Consider the following 16786-nt stretch of genomic DNA (forward strand, 5'->3'; position numbering starts at 1 on the left):
TGAAATTTTATTGCAGATTCCCCTTATCTACAAATTCTCTCTATCCAAAACATGAAATTCATCAACTTTTATAAAAATAAACATAAAAAACTTTATAGTAAATGACTAAATTTATATAATTGATTTGTTATTAAACTTTGTATTTTTTAGCATTTAGAGATATAAAGTGATAAAGGAGATAATATGAATATTCTAGAAAAGATGACAAACCAACTTCAAGAGACACTTAACTCTGCGGCTTCTCTTGCCCTCCATTCTCAAAATCAAGAAATTTCTATTTTGCATACATATTGGGCGCTTTGCACCAATACCCAATCCATCCTTAATCAAGTCTTCAACAAACTAGATTTTGATAAAACTGCCCTAGAGCTAGAACTAAAAAGTGCAGTCAATACACTTCCAAAATCCTCAAGTGTCCAAAAAAATAATCTCCACCTCAGTCAGGATTTACTTACTCAGCTAGAGCTTGCACTTGGAGAGGCGACCAAAAACGGAGATCAATTTCTCTCCACAGATACTTTCATCCTCTCTTCCCTCAATCATGAAAAAATCAAACCAATCTTTGAAAAATATCTTGACCTTAACTCAATTAAAAAAGCTCTCAAAGATATACGCGGAGGGACAAAAATACAAAATCAGAATGCTGAAGAAACTATGGAGCTTCTCCAAAAATACGGGATTGATCTCACCCAAAAAGCAAGTGAAAACCTTCTAGATCCCATCATCGGAAGAGATGAAGAAATCCAGAGAATGATGCAGATTCTGATTCGCAAAACCAAAAACAACCCTATTCTTTTAGGCGAGCCAGGAGTTGGAAAAACTGCACTTGTGGAGGGATTAGCTCAAAAAATCGTTCGCCATGAAGTTCCAACAAGCCTGCAACACAAAAAACTTATTGCTCTTGATATGAGTGCCCTCATCGCTGGAGCTAAATATCGCGGGGAATTTGAAGAGCGACTTAAAAATATCATCGATGAGGTCAAAAACTCAGGCAATATCATTTTATTTATCGATGAGATTCACACGATCGTCGGAGCTGGTGCAAGTGAGGGCAGTATGGATGCTGCAAATATCCTTAAGCCTGCTCTTGCTCGCGGAGAGCTTCACACGATTGGGGCAACCACCCTAAAGGAATATCGCAAATACTTTGAAAAAGATGCTGCGCTCGTGCGTCGATTCCAACCTATCGATGTCAGCGAACCAAGTGTCAATGAAGCATTGCAAATTCTTAGAGGGATCAAAGAAAAACTAGAATCTCACCACAATGTCAGCATCACAGATTCTGCTCTTGTTGCTGCAGCTAAACTCTCCAATCGTTATATCGCCAATCGCTTTTTGCCTGATAAGGCGATTGATCTGATTGATGAGGGCGCTGCCGAACTAAAAATGCAAATCGAATCTGAACCTCACGAACTTAGTCGCATCAAACGAACGATCGTAGCTTTAGAGGTTGAAAAACAAGCGCTCAAAATGGAAGAAAAAGAAAGCAATCTTGCAAGAATCCAAGAAATAGACAAAGAGTTGAGCAACGCCACAGAACAAAAAAGTATGCTAGAAAGTCAATTTGAAAATGAAAAAAAGGTCTTCAAAGACATCGCTTCTCTTAAAACTCAAATTGATGAACTCAAGCGTGAAGCAGAGATTCTCAAACGCAATGGAGATCTTGGAAAAGTCGCTGAAATCGAATACAGCAAGATTCCCCAAAATGAAGCAAAAATCAAAGAACTTGATCAAAAATGGCAAGAAATGCAAAAAAATGGGACTCTTTTGAAAAATGCTGTTACAGAAGAAATCATTGCAGGAATTGTGAGCAGGTGGAGTGGAATACCAGTCCAAAAAATGCTTCAAAGCGAAAAAGCAAAAATTTTGGCCGTAGAATCTGAGCTTAGCAAAAGTGTGGTAGGTCAAGAGGAGGCAATCAAAGCGATCGCAAGGGTGATTAAACGCAACAAAGCAGGATTGAGCGAATCTAATCGCCCAATAGGAAGCTTTCTCTTCCTTGGAAGCACAGGTGTAGGGAAAACTCAAAGTGCCAAATCGCTTGCAAAATTTCTCTTTGATAGTGAGAAAAATCTTATCCGAATCGACATGAGTGAATATATGGAAAAACATGCTGTCTCTCGCTTGGTCGGGGCTCCTCCTGGATATGTGGGCTATGAAGAAGGAGGTCAATTAACAGAGGCTGTAAGACGCAAACCCTATAGCGTTGTGCTTTTTGATGAGATCGAAAAAGCCCATCCTGATGTTTTCAATCTTTTGCTTCAAGTGCTAGATGATGGAAGATTGACAGACAATAAAGGCGTGACAATAGATTTCACCAACACAATTATCATTCTCACAAGCAATATTGGGAGTGACAAAATTCTAGAAATCAAAGACAAAAACGAAAGATCCAAAGCAATTCAAGATGCACTCAGAGGATATTTCAAGCCCGAATTCTTGAATCGACTTGATGAAATCGTGATCTTTAACCCCCTTGATCTTCAAGGAATCGTGCAGATTGTAGATATCATGTTTGAGCAGATCAGGCTCAAAGCCCAAGAAAAAGGCATCAAAATCAGTCTTTCTCAAGAAACCAAAGAAGAGATCGCACAAGCAGGATTTGATCCTGTCTATGGAGCGCGTCCACTCAAAAGAGCACTATATGAGATGATAGAAGATCGCTTAGCTGAATTGATCTTGGAAGAAAAAGTTAAAGAAGGCTCTGAGGTAGTTTTCAAAAAAAATGGGGAAGTGGAGGTATTTTAACTCCCCCCCCCCCATTCAATCATTGTGCTTCACGAAAGTATAGCCGCTGAATATTTATGATATTTAATAAGATTTTGAATAAGCTGAGTTTTGAGTTTTGTTTGTTCATAGCCAGGATTGTGCAAATTCTTTGCAAAAAAATACTCTAAAGGCAAATTTCCATCATGCCATTTTCCTCCTAAGCCCATTAAAGTCACATCGATATATCTACAGTGATTATTCAATGCTACATCTAACAACTCCTCTACTTTTCCATTTTTATTATGTAAATGCATTCCCACATTTACATTATTTAATCCTTGACAAAGCTTCAATGTATTTTCAACATAACTATCTGTAAAAATACTTTCAGTATCCGCAAAATAAATAACACGAACTCCCAATGATTGTGCAAATTGTGCAAACTTTATATTTTGCTCTATCGTATTAGATCCGGAACTTGTAAAATTAATAAAAACCTCATAACCAAGCTCTTGTATTTCTTTAATATGTTGTTCCAAAATAGTTAGATCAGTCTCTATTGACCTAGTAAGAATCCTAATTGCATCCACAACGCTTTCTTCTTGTCTAGGAATTGTGGTCAATGGTCTTTGTATATCACGCATAGCAGAAAGTTTGGTTTTTCCACTCCATATCTTTTTGCTTTCCATAAAAATTTCTTTCAACCTTTCATTTCTTAAACCACAATATCTTAAGTCTCCTCTCCCAGGATCAGCTTCGACATCATGAAAAAAACCCAACTCTAGATAATCAATTTTATTTTTTGCAGCAAATGCATAATAGTCTCGACAAAAATCTTCATCAAAAAACCAACCAGTTTGATACCCAGCTTCCCTTAAAGTGCAATCAAAGATTTTAATACCATTAATCATCTGTTCTCTCCCTTGAAATTTTCTCAACCCTTCTTCTTTCATATACAAATCGAGCATACTCCAAATCAAACTCATCATCAATATCTATTGCTGAGAACTTATCAATTTCCAAAAAATATGGCATCTCACCATAACAAAAACTATTCTTTAGAATTTGTTGTTTTGAGGAAATAAAACATCCATTAACCACAGAAACCCAATAAGGTAATTGTTGGGATGGAACATGCCGATCTAAACTATAATTCAAAGGCTTCTTTCTATCCCAAATATAATCTCTGATAACCTTAACCGTTACCAATGAATCGTAATATTTTGAAAAGATAACATGTTCATAATAAGCCTTTAAAGCTTGTTGAAAAACATACTCATCACACAATGGAGCAACACAGGGCGCCCATACAATATGATCTGCATTCAAATCTTTCACAATCCAAGATACAACCTCACCAAATGTGCGGCTTCTCTCATCTGCATATTCTAAAGGTCTTTTTTGCACTTCTGCACCCTCTTTTTCTGCCATATCTAACATTAAAGAGCTATCACTAGAAACAACTACTCTTTCAATTTCTCTTACCTTTTTGAGTTGTCTTATTTTATGTATCAATAAGTTACTTTGATCAAATGGTAGAATATTTTTATTTTTTAATCTTTGAGACCCCTGACGTGCAGCTATAACCGCTATTACTCTTTGCATCTTTATCACCTAACAATATATTTAATGTTTACTTTTAAATATTTTTTTAATTCCATAAAATTAATCAAAATATTTTTTACTTTAAATTTAAAATCCACATTCATTAAAGATTGATTGTCTTTATTAAAATTTTGAAGAAAAGCAATGATGTAAGACTGTTTTTTGTTGCAACAATCTAAGTAGCTATCTAGATTTTTTAGAACATTTCGTTTCTTAATGTTTATATTAATATTTAACAGGACGCATTCTAAGACTTTTAATGCAAAGAATATCTTATTTAAAAATAGACAAAAATTAATCCCCCCCCCCCCCGAATCTTTTAATTTTTTATAATACGAATATAAAATTGATGCAACTTCAAATTCTTTTTCATCATTGATATCAACAAAATATGAATTACTCTGATATAAATAAGGATTTCGTCCAATCTGATACCAAGCACAATCCAACATTCGCCTTTTCATAATAAAAGCAGACCATAAGACCTCAAAAAAAATAGGTAACTCTTGACTAATTTTATGCCAATATCCGAAATTAAAATTAACAGGATTTCCTCGCTCATCAATAATATGATGCGTAATTCGTTTAACTGCAACAATACTGTCAAAGTTTTCAGAGAGATTTTGATACACCTTTACCATTTCAGAAAATTCATCAAAAAGAGGTTGCGTTACCTGAACCCACATAATATCTGCATTTTTATCTTCAATTTTCTCTACAATTCCCTTTACAATTTCAGTTTCTTTCGCACTGCTTAATGTTAACTCATACTCCCTATGTAAAAAATTAAAACCATAGCCCTCTACTATTTTTGGAACCCTTATTTCATCTTCGGATGAAACATATATATCTTTTGGCGAAAAAACTTTCAATAACTGCTCAGCTTTAATATCAAAAAGACTCTTATGATTAAAAAAATTTCTCAAATTTTTATCATGTAAACGAGTTGAGTTTGTTTTTAAGGGTATTACAACTTTTAACAAATCTTCTCCTTAGTAAATATATGGCATTCTAAATACATTTGATCACAATTACAAAACACTGGCAATCTCTTTCCCCTCCCCTCTCTTGGTTTTTAATATTCTTTAAATATTCTTTTTGGAAAGACATTATAGCTCCATCTCTTTAAACAATCCCTTTAAGCCTACGGGATTGATCGAAACAATTTCGACTTCAGGATAATAATATTTTGCAAACAAAGCCATTCTTCTCCATTCTTCTTGCAATCTCTTTGTTGCCAAATCTTCCAAAACCCAAGTTTTACGATCATCGAAATGCCCTCCGCTTGAACAATCACAACCAACAAGATAAATTCGTTTTGGTTGACAATAAAGAGAGAAATGAAAAGCTGGGATAATAATAGAACCATATCCAAACAAAGGATGTCTAGAAATATCTGGCTGTATAGTTTGATGGCTAGCATAATGCATAGAAAGATACATTGAAGCATTATTTATCTGAACAAAATCTAGAGGTGTTGCAAAACTTGTCGTTCCATACTCATCACTCAAGTTCCCCATTCCAAAAAACTTTTTTGCCCTTGAAGATATAATATCCTTTTGAATTCCATAATTCTGAACAGCAGTCCAATCTCCCATAAAATAAAAATCCAAATCAGGATAATAAGTCACGACCTTATTAACTCCGATATGAATCGCATTAGAAATATATTTACTTTCAGTATATTCCCTTAAAGTTGGTCCTGCAGCCATCAATACCACTTCTCTCCCCTTAAGGCTTCCTCCATATTGTCCAAAACTCTTTTGATGCAAATCAAGAAGAATATTCTGTAGTGTATAAATCTGATTTAGTAGCTGATTATTTTGACTCTCAAGCATTATTGGAAGAGCTCTTTTATCAAAAAGATTAAAACATTTTTTGCCAAAAAAATAATACTCCGTTAAAAATGTATGCTGGTTATATCTCCTATAAATCCCCATTGAACGGAAAATTGATTTTAAAGTTTGCTTCAACATTTGCTCTCCTGTGTTTGGACCTTATACTTCAAATTTTAAAGCTAAGTATACATAAAACAAATTCTATCTCTAATCATCTCTTTAGCCCTCTTTAATACAAAATAGATTTTTGGAAAGAAAAAGGCAATTTTTGAAGAAATCTCTACCTCTTTACAATATTTTTTATATTTCCAAATTTCCTCACACAGTTTTCTTCCTTTTTTCTGATCTTTTTTGATCTTACACATCCAAAATGCACCAATTGACCTATATTTAATTTGTTGCTCAATCCAATAGACACTCATTGGGTGTAGTTCTTTTTCTTTTCTCCTTAGAAAATCAATCATTTCAAGAACAAACACTGATCTTGAATAAGAAAAATCATACAAAAATTCTTCGCACTCTTTTGAAGAGAAGTTTTGACTACTTTCCTGAAGCTCGTATCTTGAAAGAGATCCGAATCGAATCCTATAATACACAAGAGGATGAGATACATAAACTATTCTTTGAGCAAGAGCAAGCATTTGATATCCAAATAAACTATCTTCGCCCAAAATATGTTTTTGAAATCTAAATTGATGCTTTAAGAGAAAAGAAAAATCAAGCAAATAAAGAAAAATCAAAATCCCATTCATCTTATTCAAGGCGAGAAACTCAAGAAATTCATACCCACAGTAGAACTCTTGTTTGGGAATATCCTCTATTCCAGCACATAAAGAAATCTTATGATTTTTTTCATAAAAAATCTTGTATCCATGCCAAACTATATCCATACGCTTTCCAAATGTACTCTGTATACATCTCTCAATACACTCTAGATCCAACCAATCATCACCATCAAGAAAGTGAATATATTGGACTTCTTTGCACCTAGAATGCTCAAAGATCTCTATCTCCCCCCCCCCCCCACATTCTGCATCGCAAGATAATCAAGGGCTAGATTTCTTGATGCCCCTACTCCTTGATTTTGTTTGTTTTTTATCAAAGTCATTCTTGTATCCTGCTTGAAATAAGCATATGCAATTTCAAAGCTATTGTCTGTGCTTGCATCATCAATTAAAATGATTTGCAAATCCCTATATGTCTGCCCAATCACAGAATCAAGGCATTCTTGAAGATATTTCTCTACATTATAAATTGGAACAATAATCGCAACAACTGGATTAGAGTGCATCTATATCCTCACTTTCAATATTTTGATAAAATCTTGTGTAAAAATATATCTTAAACTTCAATATCTAAGGGATATCCATGCAATACAAATCCATTTTGGTCACTGGGGCTGATGGCTTTATAGGGTCACATTTAGTTGAAACTCTTTATCACTATACACAAGATCCAAATTCGGTCTTTTATAAAGCAAAGATAAGGGCTTTGAGCTTATACAATTCTTTCAATTATTGGGGATGGCTTGAAGATATTTCTTGCCTTTCTAATATTGAAGTGGTGAGTGGAGATATTCGAGATTCTCACTTTTGCAAAACAATCACAAAAGAAATCGATATCGTTTTCCATCTTGCAGCTCTTATTGCGATCCCCTACTCTTACATCGCTCCAGAAAGCTATATCGATACAAACATCAAAGGCACCCTCAACCTCTGTCAAGCCTCAATCCAAAACCAAGTCAAACGCTTCATCCACACAAGCACAAGTGAAGTTTATGGCACAGCACAATATGTCCCAATCGATGAGCTTCACCCTCTACAGCCACAAAGTCCATACAGTGCAAGCAAAATCGGATCGGACTGTATTGCTATGAGTTTTCACAACTCTTTCTCTCTCCCTCTAAGCATCGCACGACCATTCAACACATATGGACCTCGCCAAAGTGCAAGAGCAGTGATTCCGACAATTATCACTCAAATCGCCAATGGTGCTCAGCAAATCAAACTTGGCGATCTCTCCCCTACGCGAGATTTCAACTTTGTCAAAGATACCTGTGAGGGCTTTATTGCTATCGCTCAAAGCGATCAAACAATCGGAGAAACGATCAATATCGGCTCAAATTTTGAAATCAGCATCGCCGATACACTCAATATCATCAAAGATCTTATGCAAAGCAAAGTGGAATTCATCACAGATTCCCAAAGAATTCGCCCCCAAAATAGCGAAGTTTTCCGCCTATGGTGCGACAACACCAAGATCAAGAGACTGACAAATTTCACTCCAAAATACAATATCTATCAAGGACTTCAAGAAACCATCAAGTGGTTCAGTGATCCCAACAACCTCTCTAAATACAAAAGTGAAATCTACAATGTCTAAAGATCAGTGTAAAATCTCAACTCAAATACCCAAAAATAGAGGAGTCAATATGAGCGAATTAATCAACAAATACAACTATTCAACAGAGATTAAACTCAAGAATTTTGAAAAGTATGTTCCACGCAAATATCTTGCAAGATTTATCGCAAGGTATGAACTTTTTAAAATGATAAAAAACACAAAAGGCTCCATCATTGAATGCGGCGTTCACTGGGGTGGAGGCATCATGGCTTTTGCCAAGCTTTGTGCAGGATTTGATATTTTAGGAAATGACAGAAAAGTAATTGGCTTTGATACCTTTGAAGGCTTTCCGCATTTAAATGAAAATGACCAAAAATCCATAATACATCAAGAGTTAAAAGTAGGTGGTTTCCAAAGTTTTGCAAAGATCGAAGATGAACTTCAGGACTGTATAGAAGAATTTAATCGAGACATTCTATTGCCCCAATACAAAAAAATTCAATTAATCAAGGGGGATGCATGCCTCACAATTCCTGAATATATAACAAATAATCCACACACAATTATCTCACTTCTATATCTTGATTTTGATTTATATGAACCCACAAAGGTTGCATTAGAATATTTAGCTCCAAGAGTCATTAAAGGAGGAATTATTGCTTTTGATGAATTAAATGATGAAAATTGGCCAGGAGAAACAATAGCTACTCTTGAATATTTTAAAAATTTCAATAACTGCAAAATTCAGAGATTTGAATTTGCAAGTAATATTTCTTATATGGTGATTGAATGACTCTTTCTCCTCTTTTTGACTTTATTCGCTCACTTTATGGAAAAACAAAAGCTGAGACCATCCCTCTTCATGAACCTAAATTTCTAGGAAATGAGAAAAAATATCTTCTAGAGTGCATTGATAGTGGCTTTGTATCAAGCGTTGGAAAGTTTGTCAATCGCTTTGAAGAAGAAATGGCAAGATTTTGCGGAAGTCAATATGCTATCGCCACAAGCAATGGCACAAGCGCATTGCACGCAATCCTGCACGCAATAGGCACCAATCAAGAATGCGAAGTCATCACACAATCGCTGACCTTTATTGCCACAAGCAATGCGATTGCCTACACTGGTGCAAAACCCATTTATGTCGATGTCGATTTAGATTCTCTTTCTCTTTCACCAAGTGCCCTTGAAAAGTTTCTACATCTACATGGACAAAAAGAAGAAAACCATACGATCAACAAACATACACGCAAAATCATCAAGGCATGTGTCCCAATGCACACTTTTGGACACCCAGCAAAAATCGAAGAAATCTCACGAATTTGCAAAGAGTGGCATATCACTCTTATCGAAGATAGTGCAGAGAGTCTAGGAAGCTATTACATCCAAAAAGATCAAGCAATCCATACTGGACTTAAAGGGCTAGCTAGTGCTTTTAGCTTCAATGGCAACAAAACAATCACATGCGGAGGCGGAGGTATTATCCTCACAGATAATCAAAAACTTGCCCAGAAGCTAAAACACATCACCACAACAGCCAAGATTCCCCATCCCTACGAATATTATCACGATGAACTGGGCTTCAATTATCGCCTACCCAATCTCAATGCTTCACTCGCCCTAGCCCAACTCGAACAACTCCCCAAATTTCTTGCCAATAAGTCTAAGATCGCCAAAGCTTATGAGGAATTTTGCCTAACTCATGGGATCGATTTTATATCTGCACGCGATGGCACCAAACCAAACTTTTGGCTCAATGCAATCAAGCTCAAAAATCTAGAAGAAAGAAATGCTTTCTTGGAACAAAGCAACGCTCAAGGGATCATGACACGCCCCATTTGGAAGCTCAATCATCAAAATCCTGCATACAGTCACTGCCAACATGACAATCTTGCAAACTCACTCTTTTTGCAAGATCGCATTGTCAATCTTCCAAGTGGAGTCAATCTAGGATACAATTCTTCAATATCAATCAAATAAGGAAAAATATGCATTCACAAATTCAAAATATTATCTATAAAGCCCTTCAAAATCTTGCTGAAGAGCTCGAAAATGATGCACTTACAAATCCAAATGAAGAAACAAAAATCTATGGTGTAGATGGCGCTTTAGATTCCCTATCTTTAGTGAGCTTTATTGCAGATATTGAAGAAATGGTTGAAGAAGAACTTGGAGAAAATATCACTTTGGCCGATGAGAAAGCAATGAGCTCACAAAACTCTCCTTTCAAAAATGTTTCCTCTCTTACTCAATACATTCAAAATTTGATTCAAAAATAATCAAATGAAAGTCTTTATTATCACTGGCACACGAAAAGGCATTGGAAAAGAGCTCGCTTTATATTTCCTGAAAGAAGGACACATTGTCTGTGGTTGCTCAAGAGGAAAAAGCAGTATCGATCACTCAAGCTATCATCATTTTGAGCTTGATGTCAATAACGAAGAGCAAGTTATCAATATGGTCAAAACAATCAAAAAGCAATTTGGAAGGATTGATATTTTGCTCAATAATGCAGGAATCGCCTCAATGAACCATATCCTACTTACTCCCTATCAAACCATGAAGAATGTTTTTTCAACAAATGTTTTTGGAACATTTCTTTTTATACGGGAAGTTGGAAAAATCATGAGTCAATCTGCACGAATACTCAAAAAACAAGGGGAAATCCCTCACTTCCGCATTGTAAATTTCTCAACAGTTGCTGTGCCTCTAAGACTTGAAGGGGAAGCGATCTATGCAAGTTCAAAATCCGCGATTGCCAATTTAACGCAAGTCGCAAGTTTTGAACTATCTGAGTTTGGAATCACTGTCAATGCAATTGGTCCAACACCAATCCCAACAGATCTTATTAAGAATGTTCCAAAACATAAAATTGATGCTCTACTACAACGACAAGCTATCAAGAGGTTTGGAACCTTTCAAGATTGCCTCAATGTAATTAAGTTTTTTATTGATGAGCGAAGCGATTTTGTTAGTGGGCAAATTATTTATCTTGGAGGTGTCAATGGCTAATTTGCTTCAAAAACTTCAAGCTTTTGGCAAACAAAATGCCCTAATCTGCAATAATCAGACCTATTCTTACGAACAACTTTTAGAAAAAGTCTCTTTTTATTCCTTGCAAACAAAGATTCTTCCGCCACATAGTCGCGTCGTCATACATGATGATTATAGTCTTGATAGTATTGCAATTTTTATTGCTCTAATGACACACAAGCACACAATTATCCCTATTATTTCTGATCAGGAACTACAACAAAAGCAATCCGAATGTTCAGCAAACTTTATTTTTTCTAAAGAGAACAATTATTCCCCTACGCCTATCAACGCCAAACAAAAAGATAATTTTTCACTAGGAGAACACTCAGGCCTTATTCTTTTTAGTAGCGGAAGCACAGGCAAACCTAAAGCAATGATCCATAATCTTGATGAATTAATATCTAGGTTTAATAACAAAAAACCAAAACAACTCAATATGCTTCTTTTTCTTATGTTTGATCACATTGGCGGGATTAACACCCTCCTTAATATTCTTTCAACTGGACAAACAGCGATCATCCCCCAAAACAGAAAAGATGTGCATCACATTGCCCATTTAATTGAACAATATCAAGTCACCATCCTCCCAACATCACCAACATTTTTAAATCTAATATTGCTCAATAAAGTTCATCTCACACATGATCTTTCATCACTCAAAATGATTACTTATGGAACAGAATCTATGCCCCAATCTCTTCTTTCAAGACTCCAAGAAGCTTTTCCAAAAACCAAATTTTTGCAAACCTTTGGAACAAGCGAAACGGGGATCATGCAAACTTCTAGCGAAAAATCAGGTTCACTCTTTATGAAAATCTCTGATCCATCTGTGCAATACAAAGTCGTCAACAACGAATTATGGATCAAATCGCCAACTCAAGTTCTTGGATATCTCAACGCTAGTATGGAAAGCTTTGAAGATGGATATTTTAAAACGGGTGATTTAGTAGAAACAAAACTCATTAATGGCGAAGAATACATTCGAATCATTGGAAGATCCAAAGAGCTTATCAATGTAGGCGGAGAAAAGGTTTTACCTCAAGAAATCGAAGGAATTATCCTGCAAATCGATGGTGTAATGGATTGCTTGGTTTATGGAGAGAGTAATCCCATTACAGGACAAAGTGTTTCATGTGATGTCATCATAGATAAAGAAAAAATCAATCAAAATGACATAAAAAAAATCATTCGCTCTTTTTGCAAAGACAAAATTGAAAGATACAAGATTCCTTCTAAAGTAACTCCTGTTACTTCGCTTTCTTTCAGCGAAAGATTTAAAAAAACTCGCCAAACAATCAAAGAAGAAAACAAATGAAAGCCTTATTTAAAAACTCTTACATCTAAGCAATTTACACCTGCATCGCATCAAAGATCGTTTATCTTATCGTTTCACACACGATTGCTTCGCGATACACTCCATGACATACAACATTCAACAATAAAAAGTGCTCAACAAAATCATAAAACTACAGCATTAGAAATTATACATCTACCATATGGAATCAACAAAGCTTCTTTTAAATTCATAATGACAGAGATGATACAAGAATGGAGCAAAGTTTATGATGAACAATACATTCAACAAATCTCCCAAGAATATCCCTTAGGGATAGGAATGCCAAAACAAATAACTCCACTTATCTGCTTTCTCCTTTCTCTAGATTCAAGTTGGATAACTGGACAAAATATCATCATAAATGGAGGTGCAAGCCTATGAAACTCAAATGCAACAACATAACTATGCTAAAATTTAATCTAAAAAGTAAGGACCCTCAAAAATGGAACAAAAAGTTTATAGAATCCTTGGTGATATTCTTCAAATAAAAGTCGATCACTCCACCTCAATTTCGATGCACAATACTCCAGAATGGTCATCTATTGCTCACATTGACATCATTATGAGCTTAGAGGAAGAGTTTAATATTCTTTTTTCTGAGGATGATCTACCTCTCTTAATCTCACAAGAAGCTATCATTTCTAAAGTTTCTCAACTTGTTAACGCTCAATAATCCCATCCATCATATTGGTTGCGCCACGCAAAGCATTGAAAAAGAGCTTCCTATTTTTTTAAAACTTGGTTTTAAAATAGAAGATAGTTTCATCGATGAAGATCAGAAAGTGCGCGGAACTTTTATCACAAAAGATCAATATCGCCTTGAATTATTGGAGAATCTTGATCCTGATGGTCCTCTAACGCAATACCTTAAACAAAAAACAAAAATGTATCATATCGCTTACCAAAGCTCAAACCTTGAAGGTGATTTGGAAAAACTCAAAATGCGAGATATTCCTCTAGGGGGGGGGGGTGATAGTGAAACCAATCATGAAAGCAAACTACTTCAAAAGACTCTGTTTTATAATGATGAAAAATTATCTTCTGATTGAGTTGGTAGAAACGTATGATTGATCTTTATTCAAAAAATCTAAAACGCTCGGATTTGCTTCATTTTCAAAATACCTGCGATGAATTAATTCATAAATCCATTACTATCAATATTCATCGTAATCATGCATTTGAGCCTGTTGGAAGCATCATCAATGCATTTTTATCCCAAAGTGGTTTAATCGCTAAATTTCAAATTGGACCATATGATGATTCTTTGAGCTTTGATAATCTCCAAAAAAGTCATCTAGAAATCATCTGGGTTGATCTTTCTCGCTACAAAAACAATCCCTTAGAACACATATCAAAACAAATCAAGTATCTCAAAACACTTACCACATCCCCAATTCTTCCTATTTTTATGGATATCCACTGCCGATTTAATCTTTCTCATTTGCAAGAAGATAATGTTCTTTTTCTCTCTTCATTTATTCAACAAGAAGATTTAGATGACAAAAAGTCAAGCATTACTGGCACAAGACTTGGGAATAAGGCTTGTATCAAAATTGCACAATTTTTAGGACTTAGAGAAATCCCCTCATTGCTTCTTCCTTCACTCAAAGCAATTGTTCTTGATTTGGACAATACTCTTTATAGTGGAATACTTGGCGAAGATGGGATTGATAATCTTGTTTTAACTCAAGAACATAAAAAACTACAAGAAAAAATCTTAGATTATAAAAACAAAGGCTTTTTATTGGCTCTTGCCTCAAAAAATGAAGAGCAGCATGTTCAAGAAATGTTTCATAAACGTAAAGATTTTCCACTCCAATGGAAAGATTTCGATACAAAAGAAGTCAACTGGAATCCAAAAAGTCAAAATATTCAAAAGATTGCACAATTTTTCAATTTTGGACTTGATTCTCTCCTCTTTATTGATGACAATATCGCAGAAATTGAATCTGTCAAATCCCTTAATATCAAAACAATTCTTGCCATTTCTCCAACAAAAGTGCTAGAAACACTAGAGCTCTTTCCTCAAATGCACAAAAAAGCAATTACCAATGAAGATATACTGCGTTCAGCAGACATTCAAGCAAATCAATTAAGACAACAACTCAGCAATCTCTCTCAAAAAGAATACTTTCAAAATTTGCAAATTTCACTTATTTTCTCTATCGACAATCTTAACAACATTCAACGCATCACAGAACTTCTTAATAAAACCAATCAATTCATCTCCGGTTATACTCGCCCTACGCTAAATCAAGTTGAGGAATGGTTTAGAAATCCACATCTTTCAATTGCTACTATTGCAATGAGTGACAAGCTAAGTGATAGTGGAATTATTGCAATCTTTATAGGCGAAAAGATCAAGCATCAACTCGCATTGCGCGATCTTTGTATTAGCTGCAGAGCACTAGGAAGAAAACTCGAAGAAATCATGCTTTTCAAAGCTATTTCTCTTCTTAAAGAGAAGCTAGGAATTCTCTCACCGACTACAGATATCTACTTCAAAAAAGGAGAAAGAAATTCGCCCTTTTTGGATTTTCTGCAAAAACTTCCTCAACACAGTGCCAGCCAAAATATATATACTACTATCGATGAAATAGTCAATACTGATGGTTTAAATATCAAGGAGGAGAAAAATGAAAGATTTTGATTCTTTTATGCAGTCCCAATACAATGAGGGATTTTATTCCCACAAAGAGCTTCAACAAATAGGATTTGCATCTATAGGGAAAAACGTTCTACTCTCAAGACTCGCCAAAATCTATGGCGCTTCAAAAATTTCCCTTGGAAACAATGTCAGAATTGATGACTTTGTAATCTTAAGCGGAAAGATTGAAATTGGGAATTTTGTGCACATCGGAGCCTTTTCATCTATAACTGGTGGAAATTCTGGAGTTATTGTCGGAGATTTTTGCAACATGAGCTCTTATTGCAAAATTTTTGCTGTAAGCGATAATTTTTTTGAAGGATACCTTGCTGGCTCATGCATACCCGCTAACTTTAGAAAACTCAGAGATGCTCAAGTCGTCTTGGAAAGATTCAATAACTTTGGAAGCCATAGCCTAGCTCTTCCAGAGAGTTATTTCCCAACTGGATCAAGTCTTGGCCCAATGAGTGTCAATCTTGGAAAAAAATTTGAAGAGTGGGGTTATTATCTTGGGAATCCGGCAAGAAAATTATCTCTTATCGATCAAAATCAAGTCCTAAAACTTGAAAAGGAATTTCTATCTTCCATAAAAGAGACAATGGGGGGGGGGGATAAACAATACCAAACAATAACTGACATCAAAAGGATTGCATCATGAATCACCTCATGCAATCCCAATACAATGAAGGATTTTATTCATATGAAGAACTTCAAAAAATAGGATTTGCTTCTGTAGGGAAAAATGTCCTACTCTCAAGGTTAGCTAGAATCTATGGTGCTTCAAAAATTTCTATTGGGAACAATGTCAGAATTGATGACTTTGTAATTTTAAGTGGAAAGATTAAAATTGGGAATTTTGTGCACATCGGAGCCTTTTCATCCATCACCGGTGGAGATTCTGGAGTTACTATTGGAGATTTTTGCGGGATGAGTAGTCATGTTAAGGTCCTTGCTATAAGCGATGATTATAGTGGAGAAACCCTTACTAATCCCTGCATACCCAATCAATACAAAAACATTACAAAAAAACAAATTATCATTGAAAAGCATTGCATTGTTGGATGTGGCTCAACAATTCTCCCCAACGCCTTTTTAAGCGAAGGAAGCTCAATAGGAGCAATGAGTCTCATCGTTCGAAAAACAAAACCTTGGGGAGTCTATTTTGGAATTCCAGCAAAAAGAATCAAGGAAAGAAAAAAAGATCTACTTAAACTTGAAAAAGAATTTTTATCTTCTATAAAAGAGACAATGGGGGGGGGGATAAACTAGATTTAA

Annotated in this window: 18 protein-coding genes and 1 pseudogene; 13 read left to right on the forward strand and 6 right to left on the reverse strand. The window is 35.3% G+C overall.

What is annotated here, in order from left to right:
• Positions 1 to 183 precede the first annotated feature (183 nt).
• Positions 184 to 2748, forward strand: a complete 2565-nt coding sequence (locus LW137_RS00850; RefSeq protein WP_233032538.1) for an ATP-dependent Clp protease ATP-binding subunit — start codon at positions 184 to 186, stop codon at positions 2746 to 2748.
• Between the two features lie 29 nt (positions 2749 to 2777).
• Here LW137_RS00850 and LW137_RS00855 read toward each other — a convergent pair whose 3' ends face one another.
• From LW137_RS00855 to LW137_RS00880, 6 genes are all read right to left on the reverse strand, one after another.
• Positions 2778 to 3662, reverse strand: a complete 885-nt coding sequence (locus tag LW137_RS00855; protein WP_233032539.1) for a beta/alpha barrel domain-containing protein — start codon at positions 3660 to 3662, stop codon at positions 2778 to 2780.
• Positions 3613 to 4314: an acylneuraminate cytidylyltransferase family protein gene (locus LW137_RS00860; protein WP_233032540.1), complete on the reverse strand. Its 702-nt coding sequence runs from the start codon at positions 4312 to 4314 to the stop codon at positions 3613 to 3615. The genes LW137_RS00855 and LW137_RS00860 overlap by 50 nt, the downstream gene beginning before the upstream one ends.
• Positions 4315 to 4319: 5 nt before the next feature.
• Entirely contained in the window at positions 4320 to 5297 is a 978-nt protein-coding gene (locus tag LW137_RS00865) for a cytidylyltransferase domain-containing protein (RefSeq protein WP_233032541.1), read from the reverse strand.
• A 126-nt stretch (positions 5298 to 5423) separates the two neighbouring features.
• Positions 5424 to 6152, reverse strand: coding sequence for a hypothetical protein (locus LW137_RS00870; protein WP_233032542.1), 729 nt, complete (start codon positions 6150 to 6152; stop codon positions 5424 to 5426).
• A 179-nt stretch (positions 6153 to 6331) separates the two neighbouring features.
• Positions 6332 to 7042 carry a hypothetical protein gene (locus LW137_RS00875; RefSeq protein ID WP_233032543.1) on the reverse strand — a complete coding sequence of 237 codons (711 nt, stop codon included), beginning with the start codon at positions 7040 to 7042 and terminating at the stop codon, positions 6332 to 6334.
• 116 nt (positions 7043 to 7158) lie between these two features.
• A complete protein-coding gene (locus tag LW137_RS00880; protein WP_233032544.1) occupies positions 7159 to 7443 on the reverse strand; it encodes a glycosyltransferase family 2 protein in 285 nt (94 codons plus the stop codon).
• Positions 7444 to 7520: 77 nt separating this feature from the next.
• Between LW137_RS00880 and LW137_RS00885 the strand changes: the two genes are divergently transcribed.
• From LW137_RS00885 to LW137_RS00940, 12 genes and pseudogenes are all read left to right on the forward strand, one after another.
• Complete coding sequence (locus tag LW137_RS00885; RefSeq protein ID WP_233032545.1) at positions 7521 to 8534, forward strand: NAD-dependent 4,6-dehydratase LegB; 1014 nt, start codon at positions 7521 to 7523, stop codon at positions 8532 to 8534.
• Positions 8535 to 8700: 166 nt separating this feature from the next.
• The gene (locus tag LW137_RS00890) at positions 8701 to 9288 is read left to right on the forward strand and encodes a TylF/MycF family methyltransferase (protein ID WP_233032546.1); all 588 of its coding nucleotides are present in this window, start codon (positions 8701 to 8703) and stop codon (positions 9286 to 9288) included.
• Positions 9285 to 10472: a LegC family aminotransferase gene (locus LW137_RS00895; RefSeq protein WP_233032547.1), complete on the forward strand. Its 1188-nt coding sequence runs from the start codon at positions 9285 to 9287 to the stop codon at positions 10470 to 10472. The genes LW137_RS00890 and LW137_RS00895 overlap by 4 nt, the downstream gene beginning before the upstream one ends.
• Positions 10473 to 10480: 8 nt before the next feature.
• On the forward strand, positions 10481 to 10771 hold the full coding sequence (locus LW137_RS00900; RefSeq protein ID WP_233032548.1) for a hypothetical protein: 291 nt from the start codon (positions 10481 to 10483) through the stop codon (positions 10769 to 10771).
• Positions 10772 to 10775: 4 nt separating this feature from the next.
• A complete protein-coding gene (locus tag LW137_RS00905) occupies positions 10776 to 11504 on the forward strand; it encodes an SDR family NAD(P)-dependent oxidoreductase (RefSeq protein WP_233032549.1) in 729 nt (242 codons plus the stop codon).
• A complete protein-coding gene (locus tag LW137_RS00910) occupies positions 11497 to 12843 on the forward strand; it encodes an ANL family adenylate-forming protein (protein WP_233032550.1) in 1347 nt (448 codons plus the stop codon). Before LW137_RS00905 ends, LW137_RS00910 begins: the two co-directional genes overlap by 8 nt.
• A gap of 84 nt (positions 12844 to 12927) precedes the next feature.
• Positions 12928 to 13245, forward strand: coding sequence for an SDR family oxidoreductase (locus tag LW137_RS00915; RefSeq protein WP_233032551.1), 318 nt, complete (start codon positions 12928 to 12930; stop codon positions 13243 to 13245).
• A 61-nt stretch (positions 13246 to 13306) separates the two neighbouring features.
• Positions 13307 to 13537, forward strand: coding sequence for an acyl carrier protein (locus LW137_RS00920; protein ID WP_233032552.1), 231 nt, complete (start codon positions 13307 to 13309; stop codon positions 13535 to 13537).
• A pseudogene (locus LW137_RS00925) lies at positions 13521 to 13935 on the forward strand (VOC family protein). Before LW137_RS00920 ends, LW137_RS00925 begins: the two are co-directional and overlap by 17 nt.
• On the forward strand, positions 13928 to 15514 hold the full coding sequence (locus LW137_RS00930; protein WP_233032553.1) for an HAD-IIIC family phosphatase: 1587 nt from the start codon (positions 13928 to 13930) through the stop codon (positions 15512 to 15514). The pseudogene LW137_RS00925 and the gene LW137_RS00930 overlap by 8 nt, the downstream one beginning before the upstream one ends.
• Positions 15501 to 16169 carry an acyltransferase gene (locus tag LW137_RS00935; RefSeq protein ID WP_233032554.1) on the forward strand — a complete coding sequence of 223 codons (669 nt, stop codon included), beginning with the start codon at positions 15501 to 15503 and terminating at the stop codon, positions 16167 to 16169. The genes LW137_RS00930 and LW137_RS00935 overlap by 14 nt, the downstream gene beginning before the upstream one ends.
• A complete protein-coding gene (locus LW137_RS00940) occupies positions 16166 to 16780 on the forward strand; it encodes an acyltransferase (RefSeq protein ID WP_233032555.1) in 615 nt (204 codons plus the stop codon). The genes LW137_RS00935 and LW137_RS00940 overlap by 4 nt, the downstream gene beginning before the upstream one ends.
• Positions 16781 to 16786 lie beyond the last annotated feature (6 nt).

Source organism: Helicobacter kayseriensis (assembly GCF_021300655.1).
Taxonomy (GTDB): domain Bacteria; phylum Campylobacterota; class Campylobacteria; order Campylobacterales; family Helicobacteraceae; genus Helicobacter_G; species Helicobacter_G kayseriensis.

Excerpts from the sequence above, each read along its gene's own strand:
- LW137_RS00850 (WP_233032538.1), top strand. The coding sequence starts at position 184 with ATGAATATTCTAGAAAAGATGACAAACCAACTTCAAGAGACACTTAAC.
- LW137_RS00855 (WP_233032539.1), bottom strand. The coding sequence starts at position 3,662 with ATGAAAGAAGAAGGGTTGAGAAAATTTCAAGGGAGAGAACAGATGATT.
- LW137_RS00860 (WP_233032540.1), bottom strand. The coding sequence starts at position 4,314 with ATGCAAAGAGTAATAGCGGTTATAGCTGCACGTCAGGGGTCTCAAAGA.
- LW137_RS00870 (WP_233032542.1), bottom strand. The coding sequence starts at position 6,152 with ATGCTTGAGAGTCAAAATAATCAGCTACTAAATCAGATTTATACACTA.
- LW137_RS00875 (WP_233032543.1), bottom strand. The coding sequence starts at position 7,042 with ATGGATATAGTTTGGCATGGATACAAGATTTTTTATGAAAAAAATCAT.
- LW137_RS00880 (WP_233032544.1), bottom strand. The coding sequence starts at position 7,443 with ATGCACTCTAATCCAGTTGTTGCGATTATTGTTCCAATTTATAATGTA.
- LW137_RS00885 (WP_233032545.1), top strand. The coding sequence starts at position 7,521 with ATGCAATACAAATCCATTTTGGTCACTGGGGCTGATGGCTTTATAGGG.
- LW137_RS00890 (WP_233032546.1), top strand. The coding sequence starts at position 8,701 with ATGATAAAAAACACAAAAGGCTCCATCATTGAATGCGGCGTTCACTGG.
- LW137_RS00895 (WP_233032547.1), top strand. The coding sequence starts at position 9,285 with ATGACTCTTTCTCCTCTTTTTGACTTTATTCGCTCACTTTATGGAAAA.
- LW137_RS00900 (WP_233032548.1), top strand. The coding sequence starts at position 10,481 with ATGCATTCACAAATTCAAAATATTATCTATAAAGCCCTTCAAAATCTT.
- LW137_RS00905 (WP_233032549.1), top strand. The coding sequence starts at position 10,776 with ATGAAAGTCTTTATTATCACTGGCACACGAAAAGGCATTGGAAAAGAG.
- LW137_RS00910 (WP_233032550.1), top strand. The coding sequence starts at position 11,497 with ATGGCTAATTTGCTTCAAAAACTTCAAGCTTTTGGCAAACAAAATGCC.
- LW137_RS00920 (WP_233032552.1), top strand. The coding sequence starts at position 13,307 with ATGGAACAAAAAGTTTATAGAATCCTTGGTGATATTCTTCAAATAAAA.
- LW137_RS00930 (WP_233032553.1), top strand. The coding sequence starts at position 13,928 with ATGATTGATCTTTATTCAAAAAATCTAAAACGCTCGGATTTGCTTCAT.
- LW137_RS00935 (WP_233032554.1), top strand. The coding sequence starts at position 15,501 with ATGAAAGATTTTGATTCTTTTATGCAGTCCCAATACAATGAGGGATTT.
- LW137_RS00940 (WP_233032555.1), top strand. The coding sequence starts at position 16,166 with ATGAATCACCTCATGCAATCCCAATACAATGAAGGATTTTATTCATAT.